Source organism: Caldimonas brevitalea (assembly GCF_001017435.1).
GTDB lineage: Bacteria > Pseudomonadota > Gammaproteobacteria > Burkholderiales > Burkholderiaceae_C > Caldimonas > Caldimonas brevitalea.
Genome location: NZ_CP011371.1, coordinates 3,918,562 through 3,940,127 on the forward strand (window position 1 = coordinate 3,918,562; position 21,566 = coordinate 3,940,127).

General features: G+C 67.3%; 18 protein-coding genes and 1 tRNA gene. 8 read left to right on the forward strand and 11 right to left on the reverse strand.

What is annotated here, in order from left to right; genetic code table 11:
• Nucleotides 1–48: 48 nt before the first annotated feature.
• The 3 genes from AAW51_RS16610 to ettA all read right to left on the reverse strand — a co-directional run bounded on the left by AAW51_RS16610 (nt 49) and on the right by ettA (nt 4,285).
• Nucleotides 49–2,007: a C1 family peptidase gene (locus tag AAW51_RS16610; protein ID WP_053013649.1), complete on the reverse strand. Its 1,959-nt coding sequence runs from the start codon at nt 2,005–2,007 to the stop codon at nt 49–51.
• A gap of 118 nt (nt 2,008–2,125) precedes the next feature.
• A complete protein-coding gene (locus AAW51_RS16615) occupies nt 2,126–2,398 on the reverse strand; it encodes a hypothetical protein (RefSeq protein ID WP_047195492.1) in 273 nt (90 codons plus the stop codon).
• 219 nt (nt 2,399–2,617) lie between these two features.
• Nucleotides 2,618–4,285 (reverse strand): energy-dependent translational throttle protein EttA, encoded by a 1,668-nt coding sequence (gene ettA / locus AAW51_RS16620; RefSeq protein ID WP_047195493.1) that lies wholly within the window; start codon nt 4,283–4,285, stop codon nt 2,618–2,620.
• A 375-nt stretch (nt 4,286–4,660) separates the two neighbouring features.
• Between ettA and AAW51_RS16625 the strand changes: the two genes are divergently transcribed.
• Nucleotides 4,661–6,223, forward strand: coding sequence for a DEAD/DEAH box helicase (locus AAW51_RS16625; RefSeq protein WP_047195494.1), 1,563 nt, complete (start codon nt 4,661–4,663; stop codon nt 6,221–6,223).
• Between the two features lie 398 nt (nt 6,224–6,621).
• On the forward strand, nt 6,622–8,178 hold the full coding sequence (locus AAW51_RS16630) for a methyl-accepting chemotaxis protein (protein WP_053013650.1): 1,557 nt from the start codon (nt 6,622–6,624) through the stop codon (nt 8,176–8,178).
• A 99-nt stretch (nt 8,179–8,277) separates the two neighbouring features.
• Here AAW51_RS16630 and mnmH read toward each other — a convergent pair whose 3' ends face one another.
• The gene (mnmH, locus tag AAW51_RS16635; RefSeq protein ID WP_238947614.1) at nt 8,278–9,399 is read right to left on the reverse strand and encodes a tRNA 2-selenouridine(34) synthase MnmH; all 1,122 of its coding nucleotides are present in this window, start codon (nt 9,397–9,399) and stop codon (nt 8,278–8,280) included.
• Nucleotides 9,400–9,613: 214 nt separating this feature from the next.
• Here mnmH and AAW51_RS16640 point away from each other — a divergent pair, with 214 nt between their 5' ends.
• The gene (locus AAW51_RS16640) at nt 9,614–10,636 is read left to right on the forward strand and encodes an endonuclease/exonuclease/phosphatase family protein (protein WP_047195496.1); all 1,023 of its coding nucleotides are present in this window, start codon (nt 9,614–9,616) and stop codon (nt 10,634–10,636) included.
• A 432-nt stretch (nt 10,637–11,068) separates the two neighbouring features.
• Nucleotides 11,069–12,652, forward strand: coding sequence for a DEAD/DEAH box helicase (locus AAW51_RS16645; RefSeq protein ID WP_047195497.1), 1,584 nt, complete (start codon nt 11,069–11,071; stop codon nt 12,650–12,652).
• 75 nt (nt 12,653–12,727) lie between these two features.
• Here AAW51_RS16645 and AAW51_RS16650 read toward each other — a convergent pair whose 3' ends face one another.
• From AAW51_RS16650 to yaaA, 3 genes are all read right to left on the reverse strand, one after another.
• A complete protein-coding gene (locus tag AAW51_RS16650; RefSeq protein WP_047195498.1) occupies nt 12,728–13,786 on the reverse strand; it encodes a CaiB/BaiF CoA transferase family protein in 1,059 nt (352 codons plus the stop codon).
• Between the two features lie 165 nt (nt 13,787–13,951).
• Nucleotides 13,952–14,833, reverse strand: a complete 882-nt coding sequence (locus tag AAW51_RS16655; RefSeq protein WP_047195499.1) for a 2OG-Fe(II) oxygenase — start codon at nt 14,831–14,833, stop codon at nt 13,952–13,954.
• 54 nt (nt 14,834–14,887) lie between these two features.
• Nucleotides 14,888–15,661 (reverse strand): peroxide stress protein YaaA, encoded by a 774-nt coding sequence (yaaA, locus tag AAW51_RS16660; protein WP_047195500.1) that lies wholly within the window; start codon nt 15,659–15,661, stop codon nt 14,888–14,890.
• A 117-nt stretch (nt 15,662–15,778) separates the two neighbouring features.
• Between yaaA and AAW51_RS16665 the strand changes: the two genes are divergently transcribed.
• Nucleotides 15,779–16,183, forward strand: a complete 405-nt coding sequence (locus AAW51_RS16665) for a YchJ family protein (protein ID WP_047195501.1) — start codon at nt 15,779–15,781, stop codon at nt 16,181–16,183.
• The gene (locus AAW51_RS16670) at nt 16,167–16,949 is read left to right on the forward strand and encodes a pseudouridine synthase (RefSeq protein ID WP_047195502.1); all 783 of its coding nucleotides are present in this window, start codon (nt 16,167–16,169) and stop codon (nt 16,947–16,949) included. The genes AAW51_RS16665 and AAW51_RS16670 overlap by 17 nt, the downstream gene beginning before the upstream one ends.
• Nucleotides 16,950–17,001: 52 nt before the next feature.
• Here AAW51_RS16670 and AAW51_RS16675 read toward each other — a convergent pair whose 3' ends face one another.
• Complete coding sequence (locus AAW51_RS16675) at nt 17,002–17,514, reverse strand: carboxymuconolactone decarboxylase family protein (protein WP_047195503.1); 513 nt, start codon at nt 17,512–17,514, stop codon at nt 17,002–17,004.
• Between the two features lie 63 nt (nt 17,515–17,577).
• The gene (locus tag AAW51_RS16680) at nt 17,578–18,126 is read right to left on the reverse strand and encodes a peroxiredoxin (protein ID WP_047195504.1); all 549 of its coding nucleotides are present in this window, start codon (nt 18,124–18,126) and stop codon (nt 17,578–17,580) included.
• 342 nt (nt 18,127–18,468) lie between these two features.
• Here AAW51_RS16680 and AAW51_RS16685 point away from each other — a divergent pair, with 342 nt between their 5' ends.
• Together AAW51_RS16685 and AAW51_RS16690 are read left to right on the forward strand one after the other, a co-directional pair.
• The gene (locus AAW51_RS16685) at nt 18,469–19,350 is read left to right on the forward strand and encodes an NAD(P)-dependent oxidoreductase (RefSeq protein WP_083438357.1); all 882 of its coding nucleotides are present in this window, start codon (nt 18,469–18,471) and stop codon (nt 19,348–19,350) included.
• Between the two features lie 63 nt (nt 19,351–19,413).
• Nucleotides 19,414–19,489: transfer RNA gene (locus AAW51_RS16690), tRNA-Ala, on the forward strand.
• 258 nt (nt 19,490–19,747) lie between these two features.
• On the opposite strand, the gene AAW51_RS16695 is transcribed toward AAW51_RS16690, so the two are convergent.
• Nucleotides 19,748–20,971: a hypothetical protein gene (locus AAW51_RS16695; protein WP_053013651.1), complete on the reverse strand. Its 1,224-nt coding sequence runs from the start codon at nt 20,969–20,971 to the stop codon at nt 19,748–19,750.
• A 43-nt stretch (nt 20,972–21,014) separates the two neighbouring features.
• The gene (locus AAW51_RS30010) at nt 21,015–21,425 is read right to left on the reverse strand and encodes a hypothetical protein (RefSeq protein ID WP_157359925.1); all 411 of its coding nucleotides are present in this window, start codon (nt 21,423–21,425) and stop codon (nt 21,015–21,017) included.
• Nucleotides 21,426–21,566: the final 141 nt, after the last annotated feature.

Genomic DNA, 21,566 nt, shown 5'->3' on the forward strand with positions numbered 1-21,566 from the left:
CCATCCGAGGCGGCCCCTGCGCCTAGGTGACGGCCATGAACGCCGGCGTCACGCCGCCACCGGCTGCCGGATGAAGTCGATCACCGCCTTGAGCGTGGCCGGGTCGGTGTCGAAGGCGCCGTGGTGGATGGCTGCGCTCACCGGGCCCGGTGCCACGTGGACCGTGACGTTGGGCAGGCCCGCGAGATAAGGCTCAGCGTACTTCTGCATGCCCAGCAAAGGTGTCGTCCGACCACCCTCGAACGATTCCGACACCAGGTACAGGATGGACCGCCGGTAGGGCCCGCAGGTGTCGTCCTCCTGCTCGGCCCTATCGTGCAGGTGAAACTGCTGGTAGCGGCGCACCTGCCCATCTTCGAGCCGCGGCCGCACCAGCTGGTCGAAATCCTGCAGCCGCACGCCCGGCGCGAGGAAGCTGACCGACTCGAACTGCAGGCCCTCGCGCACCAACCGGTCGACGAGGTGGCTGTGCACCACGCTGCCGGCCGAATGGCCCACCAGGTGCATGCGCACACCGCCGTTTTGCACCGACTGCTTGAAGTGCTGGTACAGCAGCACCGCGCCGGAGCGTTCTTCGCTGCTGATGGCGACAGCGTTCTGCTTCACCTCGTCCCACATCAAGGTGCCGGGGCGCGACAGCAGCCGCTCGAGCCGCTCGTTCCACCAGCGCTTGGCGCTGTCCATCAGGCCGCCGCTGTGGCGCGGCACGCCTTTCACGGCGTCTTCAAGGCGGTTCAGCAGCGTGGTCCAGAAATCGGTCTCCCACATCAGAAAGATCGGGAAGATGCGCTGCTCATAGAGCTGTGGCACCCAGCGTGCGGCCACCGCTGCCGCCTCGCCTTCGCTGACGATGCCGCCGTGCGCGTAGATGCAGACGTCGATGGGCTGCTCCTGCAGGCCCCAGCGCTCTCGGGCCGCTGCAAGGTGCACATCCACCAGCGCGCGGATGTCGTCAGGCTGGGTCCGGAACACGCCGGCGTTGCTCAACTCGCCGTTGTTGCCGACGTTGACCACGAAGGGCGACAACTCCCGGTCGCGCAGCACCTCGCTCGACGACAACAGCACCCGCCCGTCCTCCCTGGTGCGCAAGGTGGTGGCACGCGACACCTCGCGGTGCTCGTGCGTCACCACGCCCAGCTGTGCGACCCAGCAGTCCATCGCGTTGGCGAGCCAGTCTTCATACCGCAGCAGGGCATAACCGTGCGTGCCCCAGGCGGTGCCCCACGAGTTGTGGACCAGAAAGCCGACGTCGTTGTAGCCGACGATCGCGAACGCGTGACCCGGTGCATACGACCGGGCGTCGGGCGCCGGGATGATCCACATGTCGCGGAACGAGGTGGGCCGCGCGGCGGCGCGCGGCGCCTGAAAACCGGCGCCCCAGCCGGTGTGGCAGCTGGTGCTCGCATAGACGATGCCGACCTCGTTGAGCGCCGAGTGCATGTCGCTGATGCTGTCGACCGCCACGCGGTAATAGGAGCCGAGCGGCCGTGTCACCGCGTCGAGCCACCAGTCCTGCTCGGGGTCGCTGGGGGCCGGTGGCATCTCGGGTGTGGCGGGCCACAGCGGTTCAGCACACACGCCGTGCTTGAACCAGCCTTTGAGCGCTCCGCGCAGGCTCGAGCCCTCGTCTTCGACCGAGCCGGGAAACTCGTCGTAGCGGCGCGCCATCGAATAGAGCATGAAGGGCGAGATGCGCGGCGAGCGCTCGCGCCCGTACTTCTTCAGCAAATGCTCGACCACCGTCGACAGCGCAAAGCCGGTGCAGGCGTTGGTCGTGCCCTGGTGTTTGATGGGCAGCGCGAGCTTGGGAAACCAGGACGTGGCCGGCGCCACTGCGATGCTGGGCATGAAGGCGCGGTCGCGCAGATCGAAAGTGTCGGGACGCGCCGCATGCACCAGGCCTTCGGCGCTCCTCGGCATGCGGGGGCGCCGGGGCGGTTTGACGATGGCACGCGCCTGCGGCGCCAGCGTTTCGAGCGATGCGGTGTTGCGGCGAATGTGCGCCATGCCAGCCTCCTAGTGGATGCACGGCATGGTCGGCAGCGGCGCAAGGCGGGTCAATCCCACCTACTCGGGAGGCCACCCGAGGGCTAGCGAGCTTGACGTTCGGCGCGCGCTCGACAGGTCATTCAGGACGGCGGCGGGCGGCGACCCAGAGCACCACGCCCAGGCCGGTGAGCAGCAACACATGGGGCTCCGGTTCGGCCTGCTGCCATTCACCCGCGACACCTTGTGCGGTGGCGTAAGCCTCGCGAGCCCAGTCGGTGGCGAGGCTCCACACCGCCGGCGCGCTGGCGTCGCGCGGGGTGTCATCCGGCCCCGTGCCTTGCCAGTAAGCGCCGGCCGCGCCGCATCCCAGCACCGCGAAGACGAGTGCGGCGATGGTCTTGCGCTGCATAAGGGTTCTCCCTGAGAGTCGTCAGTGGTGCGAGTACACGCGACGTGCGTGACGTGGGCGTGACAACCGCGGGAGTGGCCGGTTTTGGTGCCCCGCAGGCGCGGGTTCGGGTACAACGCGATGCCCGCTCACCGACGGGTAGGGACGGCGCGCAAGACCCAGCAGCGGGCCGAAAACAAACAGGGCGGCCGAAGCCGCCCTGTTGCCGCAGGTGCCGGATCAGCGCCCGATCGGCTTGTAGCGCATGCGCTTCGGCCGTGCGCCCTCTTCGCCGAGGCGGCGCTTCTTGTCGGCCTCGTATTCCTGGTAGTTGCCGTCGAAGAACACCCACTTCGAATCGCCTTCGGCGGCCAGGATGTGGGTGGCGATGCGGTCGAGGAACCAGCGGTCGTGCGAGATCACCATCACGCTGCCGGCAAACTCCAGCAAGGCGTCTTCGAGCGCGCGCAGGGTTTCGACGTCGAGGTCGTTGGACGGCTCGTCGAGCATCAGCACGTTACCGCCGGTGGCCAGCGTCTTGGCCAGGTGCAAGCGGCCCCGCTCACCGCCCGACAGGTTCTTGACCAGCTTCTGCTGATCGTTGCCCTTGAAGTTGAAGCGGCCGATGTAAGCGCGCGACGGCACCACGAACTTGCCGACCACAAAGTTGTCGAGCCCGCCCGACACGTCTTCCCAGACGGTTTTGTCGCCCTGCAGTTCGTCGCGGCTCTGGTCGACGAAGGCCATCTTGACCGTCGGGCCGATCTTCACTTCGCCGCTGTCGGGCTGCTCCTTGCCGGCAATCATCCGGAACAGCGTCGACTTGCCGGCGCCATTGGGGCCGATGATGCCGACGATGGCGCCTGCCGGCACCTTGAAGCTGAGGTCGTCGATCAGGACCCGGTCGCCGAAGCTCTTGGTCACGTTGACGAACTCGATCACTTCATGGCCCAGGCGGTCGGCCACCGGGATGAAGATTTCCTGCGTCTCGTTGCGCTTTTGGTATTCGAAGTCGCTCAGTTCCTCGAATCGGGCCAGACGCGCCTTGCTCTTGGCCTGACGGCCCTTGGGGTTCTGGCGCACCCACTCCAGCTCCTTCTTCATCGCCTTCATGCGGGCGTCTTCCGAGCGCTGCTCCTGCTCGAGGCGGGTTTCCTTCTGCTCCAGCCAGGTGCTGTAGTTGCCCTTGTACGGAATGCCGTAGCCGCGGTCGAGTTCGAGGATCCACTCGGCCGCGTTGTCGAGGAAGTAGCGGTCGTGGGTGATGCCCACCACGGTGCCCGGGAAGCGGGCCAGGAACTGCTCGAGCCACTCGACCGACTCGGCGTCCAGGTGGTTGGTCGGCTCGTCGAGCAGCAGCATGTCGGGCTTGCTCAGCAGCAGCCGGCACAGCGCGATGCGGCGCTTCTCGCCGCCCGACAGGTGCTGGATGGTGGCTTCCCAGGGCGGCAGGCGCAGCGCATCCGCGGCCAGTTCGAGCTGCAGGTCGGTGTTTTCGCTGCCGGAGGTGGCGATGATCGCCTCCAGTTCGGCCTGTTCGGCGGCCAGCTTGTCGAAATCGGCATCGGGCTCGGCATAGGCCGCGTACACCTCGTCGAGACGCTTCTTGGCGGCCAGCACGCCGCCGATGCCCTCTTCGACCGCCTGGCGCACGGTCTGCTCGGGATTCAGCTGGGGTTCCTGCGGCAGGTAGCCGATCTTGATGCCGGGCATCGGGATGGCTTCCCCCTCGATATCAGTGTCGAGGCCGGCCATGATCTTGAGCAGCGTCGATTTGCCGGAACCGTTCAGGCCCAGCACGCCGATCTTGGCGCCGGGGAAAAAGCTGAGCGAGATGTCCTTGAGAATTTGCCGCTTGGGCGGGACGATCTTGCTCACGCGGTTCATCGTGTAGACGTATTGAGCCATGGATGTCCTGGAGAGTCTTGAAGAATAAAAGCGAAAGCGCGGGCCTGGCCCGCAAAGCAAAAGCGCGGCAGGCCCGCGCAACAGCGCTATTGTCGCCGCAACGCGGGGCGGCTGTCGAAGGGCGCCGGCAAACGTCCGGGCGAGCGGCCGAGCGCGGCGCCGAGCGTGCCGTATGCACGGCCCCGACCGGCCTTTCGACCGGGCCGTGCCGGGCGCGAGCGCAAGTAAGGCTACAATAGCGGTTGCGGCGCCACTTCCAGTCACGGCGCCGCTGTCGTTTCAGACCCCTTCCGAAACATCTGCCTACGACTGGTGCCCTTAAATGCGGCAACAGGCCGATTCTCGACGCTCCCTGGCAGGAGCGAAATCCAACCGATGACTTTTGCTGAACTCGGCCTTGCCGAGCCCATCGTCCGTGCCGTGCGCGAGCAAGGCTACGAACAACCCACCCCGATTCAACTGCAGGCCATTCCGGCCGTCATTTCCGGCGGCGACCTGCTCGCCGGTGCCCAGACCGGCACCGGCAAGACCGCCGGCTTCACACTGCCGCTGCTGCACAAGCTGGCCGCCGGGCAGCCCACCCGTGATGCCAAGGGCCGTGCGGCGATCCGCGCCCTGATCCTGACCCCCACCCGCGAACTCGCCGCACAGGTCGAGGAAAGCGTGCGTGTGTATGGCAAATACCTGCCGCTGAAGTCGATGGTGATGTTCGGCGGCGTCGGCATGGGCCCGCAGATCGACGCGCTGCGCCGTGGCGTCGACATCCTGGTGGCCACGCCGGGCCGTTTGCTCGACCATCACCAGCAAGGCACGCTCGATCTGAGCAAGATCGAGTATTTCGTGCTGGACGAGGCCGATCGCATGCTGGACATGGGCTTCATCCACGACATCAAGAAGGTGCTGGCCATCGTGCCGGCTCAGAAGCAGAGCCTGCTGTTCTCGGCCACCTTCTCGGACGAGATCAAGACGCTGGCCGAGCGGCTGCTGAACAAGCCGCAGGTGATCGAGGTGGCGCGCCGCAACACCACCGCCGAGACCATCGCGCAAAAGATCCACCCGGTGGACCGCGACCAGAAGAAGGAACTGCTGGCGCACCTGATCAAGAGCAACGACTGGCACCAGGTGCTGGTGTTCACGCGCATGAAGCACGGTGCCAACCGTCTGGTCGAGTTCCTGCAGAAGGAAGAGATCACGGCGATGGCGATCCACGGCAACAAGAGCCAGGGTGCGCGCACCCGGGCGCTGGCCGAGTTCAAGACCGGCGAACTGCAGGTGCTGGTGGCCACCGACATCGCGGCCCGCGGCATCGACATCGACCAGTTGCCGCACGTCGTGAACTACGAACTGCCCAACGTGCCGGAAGACTATGTGCACCGGATCGGCCGCACCGGCCGCGCCGGCGCGCAAGGTGAGGCGATCTCGCTGGTGTGCGTCGACGAAGAAGGGTTCCTGCGCGACATCGAGAAGCTGATCAAGCGCCAGATCCCGCGTGAGGTGGTGGCAGGCTTCGAGCCGGACCCCAACGCCAAGCCCGAGCCGATCAAGCTCGGCCGCATGACGCTGCACGGTGGCGTCGGCGGCGGCGGCCAGGGCCGCGGCGGCGACCGCTCGCATGGCGGCGGCGGGCGTGGTGGCCAGCAGGGCAACCGGCGCCCGCAGGGTGGCGGTCAAGGTCAAGGACGCCCGGCGGCCCAGGGCGCCGGCGGCGGCCAAGGCGGCCGTGCACCGGCACCTGCGCGCGCTCCGGCGCATGCGCCTCATGCCACACACGCTCCGCGTGCGACAACGAATGGCGCCAGCCATGGCCAACCGCGTGCCCAACACGCGGCGCCGCGCGCCAATGTCGGCACCGGTGCCGGCCAGCCGCAGCAGCAGCAACAGCGCAAGCCTGCACCGCAAGGTGCCGCGCTGCTCGGCGGCAAGCCCCCGCGGCGCTGACGCGACCGCGCCCGGCCTCCCCTGACGGGGAAGCCGGCCGGGCCGCCGCGTCCTGCTGCGGCCCATCTCCCATACTCCCCCACGGCGCCCCGGCCCCGCTCTGCGCGGCGGCTGGCGCGCGCTTGAGATGCGCAGCATCTGCAGATCCTCGAGCCCGGTTGCAACGGTCGGCCGGGTCGCACGCTTTTGTCGCTCGCGGACGCACAGCGCGTCCTTGCCGTCGCCAACGCCCCGTTAGCCGCGGCGTGAAATCTTGCCGCATCACGCCACTCAAGGTCGGCGCGTTTCGGCCGATATGCCCGGTTGCGGCGCAGCCGCTCGGCGTCGCCTCTGTGCGACATGTCACGCATCAGAACCGACCACTCTGCCGGCCACGGTCCACCTACAAGCCCGACACCATGAACCTGAACCACGTGCGCGTCTCGCGCAAGCTATGGGGCGCCATCCTGCTGTTGCTGATGGCGATGTTGCTGATCGCCGGCTTCATGTTCCACCGCGGCCGGGCCTTGCACACCGACGCGACGGCCGCACTCCTCGACGCGCAGGATCTGGTCGCCCGCTCGATCGAGCTCAAGGGAATGACCGAGGCGGCGGTGGCGCGCAGCATGGCCAGCGCAATCAGTGCCGACCCCGCGGTCGGCGATCTGTTCACTGACCACATCAAACAGGACACGCCGCGTATCACCATGCTGCGCGAGCAACTGAGCGCACGCGCCAACACCGAGGAAGACCGTGCACAGCTGAAGGACATCGCGGCCAAAGGCGCGACGCTGGTCGCGGCGAGCAAGAAGCTGCGCGAGATGGGCGACGCGGGCGAACAGGCCGTGGTGGCGGGGCTGGTCGAGAGCGAGTACAAGCCGGCGGCAGCGGCCTATCTGGCGTCAATCGACGCCTTCGCGGCCCTGCAGCAGCGCAAGAGCGAGGCGGTACAGGAGCAGGCCGAGCACACCGCAAACCAGCTGATGCTGCTCACGGCGGCAGGCGCGGCTGCCGTGATCGCGATCGGCATGGCGGTCGCGTCGGTGCTGGTGCGCAGCATCCGCGAGCCTCTCCAAGAAGCCATCGACGTGGCCCAGGCCATCGCCGACGGCGACCTGAGCCGCCGGGTGCGCAGCGACGACCGAGGCGACGAATTCGGCGCGCTGATGCGCGCCCTGCAGCACATGAATGCCGCGCTGGGCCAGGTGGTCGGGCGCGTGCGCTTGTCGACCGACGGCATCATGACGGCCTCCAACGAGATCGCCGCCGGCAACCACGACCTGTCGTCACGCACCGAGCAGGCCGCGTCCAGCCTGCAACAGACGGCCGCCTCGATGCAGCAATTGACCGAGACGGTGCGCCTGAACGCCGATGCCGCGCGGCAGGCCAATCAACTGGCCGGCTCGGCATCGGGCGCCGCAACGCGCGGCGGCGAGGTGGTCGGCCAGGTGGTCGAGACCATGGACGCCATCACTGCCGCCTCTCGCAAGATCGCCGACATCATCGGCGTGATCGACGGCATCGCCTTCCAGACCAACATCCTGGCGCTCAATGCGGCCGTCGAAGCGGCCCGGGCGGGTGAGCAAGGGCGCGGCTTTGCCGTCGTCGCCGGTGAAGTGCGCACGCTGGCACAGCGCAGCGCGCAGGCCGCCCGTGAAATCAAGACGCTGATCTCGACATCGAGCGAGAAGGTCGAAACCGGCGCCGCGCTGGTGCAAAACGCCGGCAGCACCATGCAAGAGATCGTCAGCGCCGTGGGCCGCGTCACCGACATCATGAACGAGATCATGACGTCCACCCAGGAGCAGTCGAGCGGCATCGTCCAGGTCAACCAGGCGGTGGCGCAGCTCGACCAGATGACGCAGCAGAACGCGGCCCTGGTCGAGCAGGCCGCCGCAGCCGCCTCGTCGATGAAGGAGCAGGCGGCGCAGATGACGCAGACGATCGAGGTGTTTCGGCTGGCGCAGGTGGTTTGATCTTCCTGCGCCCCCGAAGGCCACTGCTGGCCGTCCGGCCAGCAGGTGGGCCGCGCGACTCCGGAACCCTCAAAACGCCGATGCAGCGGACCGAGAAGTTCAGACCTCGGCGATGCCTTTGAGCAGTTGTTCGGCGGCATCCGCCAAACCTTGCTCGCCGAGCGATGTCAGGTGGAGCGCCTGCTGTTCCTCTTGCTCGCCGTAGTTGCGGCGCGTCGATCTCTGGTAGCAGGGGTCGTAGTGCCGGGCCATGACGCTTTCGAACAGCTCATCGACGCGGCGAGCGGCGGCCAACTCGTGCCACAAGCCAAGCGTCTCTTTGCCCACCAATGGCTTCAAGGGCTCCAGCCTGCGCACCATCCCGACCGGGTCGGTGGCGAAGTGGGCATAGTCCTCACGCCACAACAAGACCCGCTCTGCCATGGGGGCGTCGACATGGATGACGGGAGAACGGTGCATGGCCTCGAACAAGGCCAGCGGCAACTGCACGTTGCCGATCTTTTTGCTCTCGGCCTCGAGCCAGACGGGGCGAGCCGGGTCCAGCGTACGCATCCGCTCCAGTAGCAGCGAGTCGAACATTTTCTGCGTCGGCTGGGGTTCGCCGGGAAGCGCTCCGATCAAGGAGCCGCGGTGGCTTGCGAGGCTTTCGAGATCGAGGACCTGCGCGCCTTGGCGCTCGAGGGCATGCAGCAAGCGGGTCTTGCCGCACCCAGTCGGGCCGCACAGCACCCGGTACGAGAAGCGAGACGGCAGCGTCTCGAGACCCGCTCTCACCCAGCTGCGATAGTTCTTCCAGCCCCCCGAGATGACGTCGACCTCGAAACCGATGGTTCGAAGGTTGTCGGCCCACAACCGGCTCCGCTTGCCGCCCCGGAAGCAGTACACGAGGAAGCGGTCCTGCGGCGTATATCGCGAGATCAAGGGCTTGATGTGCCGGGCGATGTTCTGCAGGGAATATTCGACGCCGATCAGGTAAGCCCCATGCTTGTCCGTCTTGTGTCGGATGCCGACTTCGGCGTACTGCTCGTCGTCGACCACCGGGAGATTCACGGCCCCCGGCACGTGGTCCTCGTTGTATTCGTGCGGCGACCGGGCGTCGATGACGAGGGCGTAGCGGTCCCACTCGTGCACACCGAGTTGGCGGGGGTGGACGGGGCTGCCCTGAGGCTCGAGTCCGGAGGTCGCGGGAGCCTGCTGATCTGCGTGTGAAGGGGGTGCCATACACCGGCATTATCCCCGCCCCCACACGCCGCCTTCTGCGCAGACATCGCGCCCTGCCGCCGCGTGTGACTTCATGCGCGGGCCAGCGCGCCGCACCGCAAACGGCCGCGTAGATGCACCCGGCCGCGGCAAGTGCGCGCGGTCTGAGATGATGTCGGCCCAGGCCGCCCAGGTTCATCGCCTATCGAGCAGCCGCTGCCGACGGAGCACGCTGATGCTAGCCACTTCTCAGGATCGTCCCGCCCTGCCCCCCGTGAACTGGGGCACGCTGACAGTTGCAACCTGCAACGCGCTCAATCTGGCCCTGCCCGGGCGCGTCTTCTATGAGAACCAGGAGCCCTACGGCGCCGACGAATACCGACGCAAAGTCGCCTGGCTCGGTCAACAACTGCGCCGCCTCAACGCTGACGCCGTGGCGCTGCAGGAGATCTGGGATCTGGCCGCGCTCCGGGACGCGGTGGCCGAGAGCGGACTGAGCTACCACCAGGTCCTCGCGCCCGGGACGGAATCAGGTGCGACCGGCACCCCGCGCGTCGCGCTCGTCACACGCCTCTCGCTCGAGACCGTCACGTCGCACGCGGCCTTCACCCCGGCGGCGGTGATCGACGTGCCCGAGGTCGGCCGACACGACCACTTCGAGCGGCCCGTGCTGCACGCCGTGTTGCGCACGAAACAAGAGCAGAAGGTGCACGTGTTGGTCGCACACCTCAAGTCGAAGCGGCCCAAGTTTTTACTGAACGCCGCCGGCGAATCGCTCGAGGACCGTGACGATCCACGTGTCGCCGCCCGGGCCACCTTGCGCTCCCTGATCATGCGCGGCAGCGAAGCCGTGGCGCTGCGCGAACTGGTCGTGTCCCTGCTGCACAACACCCGCGACCCGGTGATCCTGATGGGGGATCTGAACGACGCTCCCCATGCCGTGACCTCGCAAATCGTGGCCGCGACGTCCGCCGTCGCCTTTGACCGGGAGGCGCGTGACACCGCCTTGTTCCATGCATACGACGTGCAGAGCGAACCCGCCTTGCGGCGCGACGTCGCGTACTCCCATGTGCACCAGGGCTCGCCCGAAACGCTTGACCAGATCTGGGTTTCGGAGGAGTTCGTCACCAGTTCGCGCTTCGCCTTGGGGGACGTGCGCCGGGTCGAGTACTTCAACGACCACCTGCACGAGGGACGCGACCGGACCCGCTCGGACCACGGCTTCGTGCGGGCCCTGCTCAGGCTTCGTCTACCGTGAGACGTGCATGACCGAGCGCGGGTGGGCGTCGAGTCCCTGGCGGACACCCGGCAAGAAGTCTTGCCTGCCAAGGCGCAGCGCTGCACGGTGACGATGCACACGGCCCGGAATTTCCCGGACTAGCACAAGGACAAACTTTCAGGCACAATACGCCCCGCGCGCCGCAGCCATGCGGCGTTTTCGTTCATCCCCTCTGACCCTTTCAAGCCGGGCACCGCACAGCAGGTGCACACCTCCGCGTCTTGAGTCCTGGTTGGCGGCGATGCCGTCGCACCACCGACTCGGCCCGTTCGGGCCTCGATCGACCCGCGACCCCACCTGTACGCCGACGGCATGTCGCCCCGGCGTGTTGCAGCGCTTTGCCGTGGCTCACGATGAGCCGCCGGCGCTGTCGCCTATCGCCTGTGAAACAGGCTTGAAAGTAACAGACAGATGACGTTCGAATCTCTTGGCCTGAACCCCGCCATCCTGAAGGCCGTGCAATCGGCCGGCTACACCACCCCCACCGATGTGCAGGCGCAGGCCATCCCGCAAGCCCTGGCTGGCCATGACCTGATGGTCTCGTCCAGCACCGGCAGCGGCAAGACTGCCTCGTTCGTGCTGCCGGCGCTGGAGGGCATCCTCGCCGCCCGCGGCGACAACACCAAGCGCCGTGAAAAGGGCGTGGTGCAGGGCCCGCGCGTGTTGGTGCTGGCGCCGACCCGCGAACTCGCGATGCAAGTGTCCAAGGCCTTCGTCACCTATGGCCGTGACGTGCAAGGCCTGCGTGTCGCGACCATCGTCGGTGGCGTGCCCTATGCCGCCCAGCTGAAGGCCCTGCGCGGCCCGCTGGACGTGCTGATCGCCACCCCCGGGCGTTTGCTCGACCACCTCGGCTCCGGCCAGGCGGTGCTGGCCAATGTGCAGATGCTGGTGCTCGACGAGGCCGATCGCATGCTGGACATGGGCTTCATCGACGACATCACGACCATCGCCGAAGCCTTGCCTGAAGCGCGCCAGACCGTGATGTTCAGCGCCACCTTCGCCGGCCACGTCGGCGGCCTGGCACAGCGCCTGACGCGTGACCCGCAGCGCATCGACGTGGCGTCGCACACCGACACGCACGCCAACATCGAGCAGCGCCTGCACTGGGCCGACAGCATCTCGCACAAGAACTCGCTGCTGGAAAGCATCCTGGCCGAGCGCGAACTCGACCAGGCCGTGGTGTTCACCAGCACCCAGCGCGACGCCGACTGGCTGGCCGACCGGCTGGCCGAGATGGGCCACGCCGTCGCGGCCCTGCACGGCGGCATGCCGCAAGGCCGTCGCAACCGCGTGCTGCAAGGCCTGCGGATGCGCCAGCTGCGCGTGCTGGTGGCCACCGACGTGGCGGCCCGCGGCATCGACGTGCCGACGATCACCCACGTGATCAACTACGGCCTGCCGATGAAGGCGGAAGACTATGTGCACCGCATCGGCCGCACCGGTCGTGCCGGGCGCGACGGCCTGGCCATCACGCTGGCCGAGCGCCGCGACACGCCGATGATCCGCCGCATCGAGCGCTTCACGACGCAGCGCATCCCGGCCGCGGTGATCGCTGGCCTGGAGCCGAAGGCGCCGGCGCCGGTCGAGCGCAAGAAGCCCGAGGGCTGGAAGCCGGGCATGGGCAAGCCGAACTTCAAGCCGCGCGGCGAGTTTGCGCCGCGTGAGCGGCCGGCCGGCTTCGGCGCCCGCGACGACCGTCGCGCGCCTGCTGCCGGTGCGCCGCGCGATCGCACCCCGTTCGACCGCAGCAGCGCCCAGCCGGCGCGCCGCCAGCACGACGAGAACTGGTTCGAGCCGGCGCGCTCCTTCGACGCAGCGCCCCACGCCCGCGACGCGGCACGGGGTCATGGGCACCAGAAGCCCAGCGGTGGCTTCGGCTACGGCGACCGCCCTGCTCGCGGCCCCGGCGGCCCGAAGTTCGGCGGCGGCAAGCCCGCAGGCCAGAAGTTCGGCGGCAGCAAGCCGTTCGGCCCCAAGCGCCGCGAAGGCTGATCGATCGCTCGTGCAGCGCTGAATGAAGCGCTGCGACGCAACGGCCAAGGCCCGGTTCATTGAACCGGGCTTTTTTCATGGCGTGTCGAGGTCGTCGGGCGCAGACCGGTCGGGCGCGAACAGCGGGTGGCGCACCGCCTCTTCCATCGTCAAGACCGGCGTGACACAGCAGTCGGCCGGGTCGAACAACGCGACCCAGTCGGACTGGGTGCGGCTGGCAAACCGTTCGGCCACGTCCGCCCGCAAGGCCATCGCGTCGGCGCCGCCGACCTCCTGGCCCAACGCCCAGTGCCGCTGCGCCCAGTCGGGGCGCTGCAGCACCTCGCAAACGCGGCGCCAGAACTTCAACTCGAGCGCGCCCACCGCCATCCAGCGCTGGTCCAGCGTGCGGTAGACGTTGTAGCAAGGCACGCCGCCGTCGAGCAGATCGCGGCCGGGCCCGGCAGGGCCGCCCGGGCGAGCGGCGCCGACACGCGCGGCGATGTTGTGCTCGAACACGGTGTGGGTCATCGAAACGTCGAGATGTCGGCCACGCCCACTGCGTGCCACGGCCAGCAAGGCCGCCAGGATGGCGCTGACCGCCGCCTGCGTGCCGCCCAGCAGGTCGCCGATCTGGAAGTTGGGCATCGCCACCGAGCCGTCAGCCGCGGTGATCTGGCCCAGCACGCCGGCACAGCCGATGTAGTTGAGGTCGTGACCGGCCCGGTTGGCCCACGGGCCTTGCTGCCCGTAACCACTGATCGAGCACATCACGAGCCGGGGGTTCACGGCCGACAAACACTCCCAGCCGAGCCCCAGCGCCGCCATCACGCCCGGCCGGTAACCTTCGACCAGCACGTCGGCCTCACCGACGAGCGCAAGCAGTTGATGCCGGCCTTCGGGGTGCCGCACATCGAGCGACCGCTCGCGCTTGCCCTCATTGAGCAGGCGATAGAACAGGCTGGGTTGGCCGGCGACACGCTCGGCGTCCGTGGCCAGCAAGGTGCGGGCGCCGTCACCGCCCGTGCCCGGGCCTTCGATCTTGAGCACGTCGGCACCGAGCCGACGCAGATGCCAACAGGCGAACGGGCCCGGCAGCAACCGGGTGAGGTCCAGCACACGTGTGCCGGCCAGGGGCAGGTCGTCGTCGTTCATCGCCACCCTCAGGTTCGGCCTGCAAACCACCCTCCGGCACTTCCGGTCGGCGCCGCGGCTGACCGGTCTAAAACGCCCCTGCCGCGCGCGCCCACCCGCCGACTGACCGTTTGCCGCCCGCCCTCATCGGCGGGGCAATGCCTCGTGCGACACCCGCAGCGTGCCTCACTCGAAGCGGCCTTCGCGCAACCATTTCGTCGCCACCCACTTCTCGCCTTCGATGACCGGCGCGCCGCCGTGCAGCGTGCGGGTGGCGGGGTGCGCGCGGTCGTAGCTGAAGAACACCGCATTGCCCTTGATCGGCGCGACGTCGAGCTTCACGTCGGGGAAGGTGGTGGCACCGCCCTTGACCGGCGTGTTGAGGTAGACCACCAGGGTGCCCACTCGCTGGCCGCCGCGGCGCAGCACGGTGGCGGTGCCCGGCTGGGCGGGATCGAAATAGTCGTAGTGCGGCTTGTACTCGGCGCCCGGGCGGTAGCGCAGCACCTGCAGGCCTTCGCCGTGGTCGAGCGGCCAGCGCAACAGCGCGGCAATGCGCTCCTCGATGCGGGCGCACAACGGGTTTTCCCCACGCTGGAAGAACATGCCCTCGCTGGTGCGTGCAGCGTTGATTTCACTCGTGCCGGTATCGGTTTTCACCGTTTCCGAACGAGCCAGTCGACCGCCGGCGAGCGACATCAACTCATCACATTCGTCGTCCGACAGCAAGCCGCCGAACACCACCACCCGCGGGTCACGCATCGTCAACAGCACCCGCACCTCGCGGTCGCCGGCCTGCACAACGCTGGGCGACGTCTCGAGGTCGGGCTCGGGCAAGGCCTTCGCCACCTGCGCCTCGGCCGCCGGTTGCTCTGCCGGCTGCTGCTGCTGGGCGCGGGCGCGTTCGCGCAGGTGGGCCTCCAGGGTTTGCTCCATCGCCTGCACGGCAACCTCTTCTTGCCAGCCGCTGTCGAGCATGGCCTGCAGCACGGCATCGGGCGTGTGACCTGCGGTCGCCTGCTCGATGATCCATTGCCGCAACTGTGGGGTGATTTGCTGAGCGCTCATGGCCGCGATTTTGCAGGAAGCCCGCCAGGACGCCAGCGCCGCGCAAGCAAATCGCTACGAGAGTTTGCGGCGGAAGACGTAGCGATCGGGGCCCGAGGCGGCCGCGTCATAGCGATAACCCTCGCTGTCGAAGCCCTGTAGCTGCGCGACCCGGCTGACCCGGAGTTGCACCGCGTAGCGGGCCATCAGCCCGCGCGCCCGCTTGGCGTGGAAGCTGATGATCTTGTACGCACCGCCCTTCCAGTCCTCGAACACGCAGTGCAACACCTGCGCCCGCAGCGCCTTGCGGTCGACCGCCTTGAAGTACTCCTCCGACGCCAGGTTGACCACCACCGGCGCGGCCTCGGCGGCCTGCCGTTGGTTCAGATATGGAGCAATCGTGTCGCGCCAATAGGCATACAAGTCGCGGCCTGCGGGTGTCTCGAGGCGGGTGCCCATCTCGAGCCGGTAAGGCTGCATGCGGTCGAGGGGACGCAGTGCGCCGTACAGCCCACTGAGGATCACGAGGTGGTCCTGGGCCCAGTCGAGCTGCGTGGCGTTCAGGCTTTTGGCGTCCAGGCCGTCGTAGACATCGCCGTTGAAGGCGAGCACAGCCTGCTTCGAGTTTTTCGCCGTGAAACGTGTGCGCCAGGCAGCGTAACGGGCGACATTGAGGCTCGCGAGGGCATCGCTGATCGACATCAGCTCCGCGAGCTCGCCGGGCGTCTTGTCGCGTAACACCTCGATCAGGGCGGCCGCCTGTTTCACGAACAATGGCACCGTGTGCCGCTCCACATGGGGCGGTGTGTCGTAGTCGAGCGACTTGGCGGGGGACAGCAGGAACAGCATGACGAGATCGGAATGCGTGGGGGGATGGACGAAAGCAAGGCCGCGAGGTTACCAGCGCTGACACGGCTACGATGGCGGTTTGCACCGATCGGCGGCCACCCTGCGCCGCCTGCCGCGATGAGTTCTTCTTTGCTGCCGCCCGACGCGCCCTGCCCTTGCGGCCAGCCGCTGGCCTACGCCCGCTGCTGTCGGCGTTGGCATGCCGGCGACACCCAGCTGCAGGCGCCCGATGCGGAGCACCTGATGCGCTCGCGCTACAGCGCCTTTGTGCTGGGGCTGCACGACTACCTGCTGGCGACCTGGCATGCCAGCACCCGGCCAGCCGCGCTCGAGCCGGACCCGCCGGGGCTGAAGTGGCTGGGCCTGGAGGTCAAGCGCCACCAGCGCCAGGACGAGCACCACGCGACGGTGGAGTTCGTGGCGCGCAGCAAGCTGCAGGGGCGAGCCCAACGGCTGCATGAGCTGAGCCGCTTCGTGCGTGAGGAGGGCCGCTGGTACTACGTCGATGGCGACCATCGTTGACGCGCCGGCCGACGCCGGCCCGCCGACGCTGCCGGTGCTACATCTCGACGACCGCCTGGTGGCGGTGCACAAGCCGGCCGGCTTGCTGGTGCACCGCACACCGCTGGCCCGCCGTGACGAGCATTTCGCGCTGCAGTGCGTGCGCGACCAGCTCGGCGGCGCACATGTCTATCCTGTGCACCGGCTCGACCGCGGCACGTCGGGTGTGCTGCTGTTTGCGCGCGATCCGGCCACGGCCCGGCAGCTGACCCAGCAATTCGAGTCACAAGCCGTGCACAAGCGCTACCTTGCGTTCGTGCGCGGCTGGCCGGCGCCGCAGGGCGAGATCGACCATGCGCTGTCACGCCTTGAAGAGGACCGGCCGGACACCTCGCGCGGCGTCAGCACTGAAGCGCAGCCGGCCTTGACCCGGTTTCGGCGCCTGGCCACGCTGGAGGTCGACGCCGCATTGGGCCCGCACCCGACCAGCCGTTATGCGGCGCTGCAGGTGGAGCCGGAAACGGGCCGGCAGCATCAGATCCGGCGCCACCTGAAGCACATCAGCCACCCGATCGTGGGCGATGCCACCTACGGCAAGGGTGTGCACAACCGGTGGTGGGCACAGCGCCTGGGCCTGCAGCGGCTGTGGCTGCACGCCTGGTCGATCGAGTTCGCACACCCCGACAGCGGCAGCACGTTACGCGTGCAGGCGCCGCCCGGGCCGGAGTGGGAACGGCTGTGGGCCGAGCCCCGCTGGCGCTGGGAGGCGCCGCTGGCGACGGCGTGAGCGCCGTGGGCAGCAGGTCCGCCACGCGGTGCACTGCCGGTGCCGGGCCGCCTTACCGTACCGTCAGCACCTGGGCTGCCGCATTGACGACCGCCGCGATTCGGCCCACATCACGCAGCTGCTGCGTGCTGTAGCCCTCCTTCTTCAGCAGCTCGTAGTGCGACTTCACGCAGAAGTGGCATTTGCCGACGATGGAGGCCGCCAGCGCGTAGGCCTCGAACTTCTTTTTCTCGACGCCGCCGCTGGTCGCATACGCATTCATCCGCAACTCGGGCCGCACGGTTCTCAGTTCAGCGTCGTCGGCCATCTCCAGATACGGGTACCACGCATTGTTCATCCCCATCAGCGCGGCCGCCGTGAGCGCGGCGTTGCGCTCGGCTTCCGGCGTGTTGGCGGTCAGCACTGCGAGCAAAGGCTGGCTCTTGGCAGCAAAGGCGGCGGCGATGGCGCAGCCTAGCGCGTCCTCGGGCGGCAGGCTGGAGCGGGCGATGACACCGTCCAGGTTGAGGCGGATGTCCTTGGCGTAGTCGGGGATCTGATCTTTGATTGAAGAAAGGAAGTCCATCGTTTTCTCCTAACTATTCGGGCCGAAAAAACCCGCCGAGGCGGGTTGTCAGGCGCGCGAGGTTCAAAGCGTGGAGCCACCGACACCGCGGTTGCAGGGGCACAGCTCGTCGGTTTGCAGGCCGTCGAGCAGCCGCAGGATTTCTTCGGGCGACCGGCCCACGTTCAGGTTGTTCACCGACACATGCTGGATGGTGTTGTCGGGGTCGACGATGAAGGTGGCGCGCAGCGCGACACCGGCTTCCTTGTCGCGGACGCCGAGCTGGTCGACCAGCGAGCCCGTGACGTCGGAGAACTGATAGTGGTTCAGACCGCTCAAGTCCTTGTGCTCGCGGCGCCAGCCGAGCTTGCAGAACTCGTTGTCGGTCGAGCCGCCGAGCAACACGGCATCGCGGTCGGCGAAATCCCTTTGCAGCTTCGCGAAGCCGACGATCTCGGTCGGGCAGACGAAAGTGAAGTCCTTGGGATAGAAGTAAATGATCTTCCATTTGCCCGGAAACGACTGGGCTGTGATGGTCTCGAACGCCGACTGGCCATTTTCCTCATGATGGTTGAAGCCCGGCTTCACGCCGACGACCGAAAAAGATTCGACCTTGTCGCCTATCGTTTTCATCAATAGCTCCTTTTTAAACAGTAGAAGGAAGTGATCGGAGATCACCGACAAAGGGCGCGTTCGTTGACATCGGCTGGCTCTGCCTGATGGCCTGATGGCTGCGGACCGCCTGTGCGCCTTGGCGCACGGCTGCGCCCTGGTGGCCAAGGCGATGATGCGCCGGTGGCCCCCGCCGGCCGCACGAAGGCGGCTAGGCCCTGCTGCTGTGATGCTCATCGTCTTGGCCCGTCACGCGGGGGTGACCTCCGGGCAAGGTGGGCGGCGAGGCCCCGCAGGTTCCAGGCCGGGCGGCCGCGCCTCTGCGCTTCCTATACTTCGGCGAAGACTGGATCACCTGCAAGGATGCGCGAGATGAACATCACTGTCCTGGGCACTGGACTGATGGGCCTGCCGATGGGCAAGCGGTTGCAAGAAGCGGGCTTCACCGTGACCGCCTGGAACCGCACGCGGGAAAAAGCACTGCGTCTGGCCTCGCACGGCGCCCGCGTCGCGCACACCGCCACCCAGGCGGCGCGTGAAGCCGACGTGGTGATCACGATGCTGGAGCATGGCGACGCGGTCGACGCGGTGCTGTTCGGCCAGGATGTGGCGTCGGTGCTCAAGCCAGGCGCGCTGGTGATCGACATGAGTTCCATCAAGCCCGCCGAGGCACGCCGGCACGCCCAGCGCCTGGCCGAGTCGGGCGTGGGCCATTTGGACGCGCCGGTCTCCGGCGGCACGGTGGGCGCCGAGGCTGGCACCTTGGCCATCATGGTGGGTGGCGAGTTGGCCGACTTCGAACGCGCCCTGCCCGTCTTCGCCCCCTTGGGCCGCGCCACCCATGTCGGCCCGCACGGCGCCGGCCAGCTGGCCAAGCTGGCCAACCAGATGATCGTCGGCATCACCATCGGCGCGGTGAGCGAAGCGCTGCTGTTGTGCGCCAAGGGCGGTGCCGACATCGCCAAGGTGCGCGATGCGATCCGCGGCGGTTTCGCCGAGAGCCGGGTGCTCGAACTGCATGGCCAGCGTATGGTCGAAAACGACTTCGCGAAACGGGCGGCGTTGACGGTGCAGCTGAAGGACTTGCGCAACGCGCTCGAGACGGCAACCGACCTGCAGTTCAACGCGCCGGTGACGCAATTGTTCGAAGCCTTGTATACGAGCGCCGCCGAGCACGGGTTGGCGGAGATGGATCACAGCGCCTTGTTTCGGGAGTTGGCGCGGCAGAATGGGATGGGGTTGTGAGGCGGCCAGCGGCGTCGCGGGCTGTTGAGCGCGGCTGAGATTGGGCTACAATGCGCAGGTTTTGGGGACGTAGCTCAGCTGGGAGAGCGTCGCGTTCGCAATGCGAAGGTCGGGAGTTCGATCCTCCTCGTCTCCACCAAAATTCAACGCCCAACCGGTCTCGGTTGGGCGTTTTGCTTTCTGGGTTTCCCGCGGCGGCGCGGGGTTCCGGGCCATTCCTGAATAGGCCACGCCTGCGCCCTGCCCCGCCGTTTTCGCCTCAGTTCGACCCTCTTTTCCTCTCCTTGCGCCCGGTCCGTGCCCCCGCTGCCGGCCGCCGCCGCGCTTTTGCGGCAAGGGCGGGCCGAGACTCTGCGGCCGCAGCGATGCCACGGTGAAGCGCACGCGGGGCGCCACCCTAGAACAACAGGCCAAACAACTGCTTCAGCAACTCCTCCAGGGGCATCATCGTCAACGCCAGCGGTGCAATTGGCGCCAGTGCCGCAGCGGCGAGTTGCAGGAGGGTGTCGCGCGTGATGGGCACGATACGCATGCTTCGGATCACGTCGTAACTATTGTTCAGATCGGCCAGCGATTGAATGTCGCTGCTGCCCAGCAATTGTTCGTCCACGGGCGCCACGCCGCGTTGCCACTTGGCTTCGAAACCGCGCACATAACGTCCGGCCAGCGCGCCGTACTCCATCAGTCCGCGGCGCTTTGCTTGCGCCAACTGAGGCGCAAATACCAGCAGCGGTCCGAACACGAGACACAGCAGGAATACGACCATCACCGCGATCTGTACCTTGAAGTCCGCCAGCGTGTCGCCGGCAAAGAGAATGCTGCTGGCAAACTGGCCAGCAGCCAGCGCCCCATGCGCGACGAGGAGTAGCGTGAACGCGTAGACCGCTTGCGAAAGAAAGCCCAACCCGCCGAAGCGGTCCGGATGGGTCGCCACCAGGACAGGCCGTAGGCGCGACACCTGCCACAGAAATCGCGCCCAGATGAACAACCGAAAATACCACCGCACCAACAGGAACTGGAAGATCGGCAGGCTCACGTAGGCATACCAGACCCCGGCGAGCGTCAACTGCGAGTCCTCGCCTGACCTCGCCGCATACCACGTGGACTCAGGCAGCGCGACATACCGGCGCCAGAAGACGAAAGCACCGACGGAGTAAACCGCGACGAGCAGCCCGACCTCGGCGAGCACCGAGTTGCGGGTGCGATAGGCCTTCTCGATGGCCTCGGCGAAGCCCGGCAGTGCGGGCTCTCGAATCAAGTCGCGTTCCAGGAATGCCCGCACGATCGGGCCTATGCGCTGGTGCACGACCCGTTCGGACAGGATCAAGAGCGGCAGCGCAACCAGGAACCGGACGTGCACTTCGACGTCGAGTAAAAAGGGCACGGGCAAGCTGCCGCCCGTCAGGTGTCCTTCGAGTGCCGATATCGACAGCAGCGGCAACCACGCCAGGAGCGCGATGACCACAACGCGCTGGCGCACCAGCAGCAGCGCGTCGTCTGACAGATGTGCCTGGCGCAGCAACTGAAACAGAGGGCCGCCCAACACCAGTGAAAAGCCCTGCGCCCCCCGCAGCGTCACTTCGGCGGACATCGACGAGGGCTCTGAATCATCAGCAGCCATGGCGCCCTTCTCTGACGGATGGCCTCTGCACACCGCGCTCCGGTCAGGGGGACCGGGCGTCGCCGATTTCACTGGGACTGATCGCCCTCCACCGCCCTTCCACCCGGCACAGGCTGATCGGCGTCCTGCCCTTGTGGCCGCCTAGTTCATAGTCCAGTTGTAGGCTGCGGCAGGGGTGGTCTTGCCAGCGAAACGACTTTGTCGCCGTGACCTGGCCCCGGTTCTGGGTCGTGGAATTGATCCAATTTTCCGAAGCACCGGCCTGCGGGTCGTCCAGCACCTTGCGAGCAGCTTCCCTCAGGAGACGTACATCGTCTTCATTCAAGTGCTCTGCCGGCGTGTTTTTCAGCATCGAAGTCCAGTTCTGAGCCGCTACCGGTTCCAAGAATCCGAGTACAAGCGCCGACAGTGCTGTCGGAACAGCCAAGGCGATCGCCCTTGCTGGCTTTTGCATGGCAACTCCTCGTCCAGCGACTGCTGCTGCCGCGTTGAACACAGAGAAATGGCGAAGACGCGGCCCTCGTCGCGACGGCGAAATGTTGCGAGTGCTGGCCACGGCGTGACCGTACGGCGCAAAGGAGTCGACGAGCATTCG